This window comes from Streptomyces fulvoviolaceus (assembly GCF_000718165.1).
GTDB lineage: Bacteria > Actinomycetota > Actinomycetes > Streptomycetales > Streptomycetaceae > Streptomyces > Streptomyces fulvoviolaceus.
In genome coordinates this window covers 1-734 of sequence record NZ_JOEY01000173.1, presented here as the reverse complement: position 1 = coordinate 734, position 734 = coordinate 1, and the positions used below count along the sequence as shown (strand labels likewise).

The 734-nt window shown below is 72.1% G+C and carries 1 pseudogene; it reads left to right on the top strand.

Annotated elements, in window-relative coordinates:
* Positions 1-164 precede the first annotated feature (164 nt).
* A pseudogene (locus tag IG08_RS55515) lies at positions 165-734 on the top strand (hypothetical protein); the annotation flags it as partial.

Below are 734 nucleotides of genomic sequence, written 5' to 3'. Positions count from 1 at the left end.
GGTCTGGTCCGGGGTCGCGATCGGCTTCGCCTTCAACACCAAGATGATGCAGGCCTACGTCGTCCTGCCCGCCTTCTTCCTCGTCTACCTCTGGGCCGCCCACGGCTCCCTCGGCAATCCCCGCCTCCTCCCGCCCCTACATCGGCGGCTCCACCGACAACACCGTGTGGGACCTGGTCATCGGCTACAACGGCTTCGGCCGCATCTTCGGCGCCTCCTCCACGGTGGGCTCGGCCGGCAACGGGGGCAGCTTCGGCGGCAGCGCCGGCATCTACCGCATGTTCAACGAGATCATGGGCGGCCAGATCTCCTGGCTCATCCCCTTCGCCACCATCGCCCTCACCGCCGGCCTCATGGCGGTCTACCTCCTGCAGCGGGTCTCCGGCTCCGGGACGCTGTACACCGTCGCCGAGGTCGTCGCCGGCCTCGCCGGGGCGGTCGCGGTGATCGGACTCCTGCTCGGCCGGTTCACCAAGCGCCACCGCCTGACCGGCATCGCCGCCCTCGCCGCGGTCGTCGCCCTGCTCGCCGGACCCGCCGCCTACTCGGTCTCGGCAGCCACCACCGCCAGCACCAACGGCACCAACCCCACCGCCGGCCCCACCACCAACAGCGGCATGGGCGGCGGAGGCGGAGGCCAGCGCCCCAGCGGCAACGCCCCCACCGGCACCGCCAAGACCGGCTCCAGCAGCTCCGGTCAGCAGTCCATGGGCCAGCCCCCCTCCGGCGGCAAC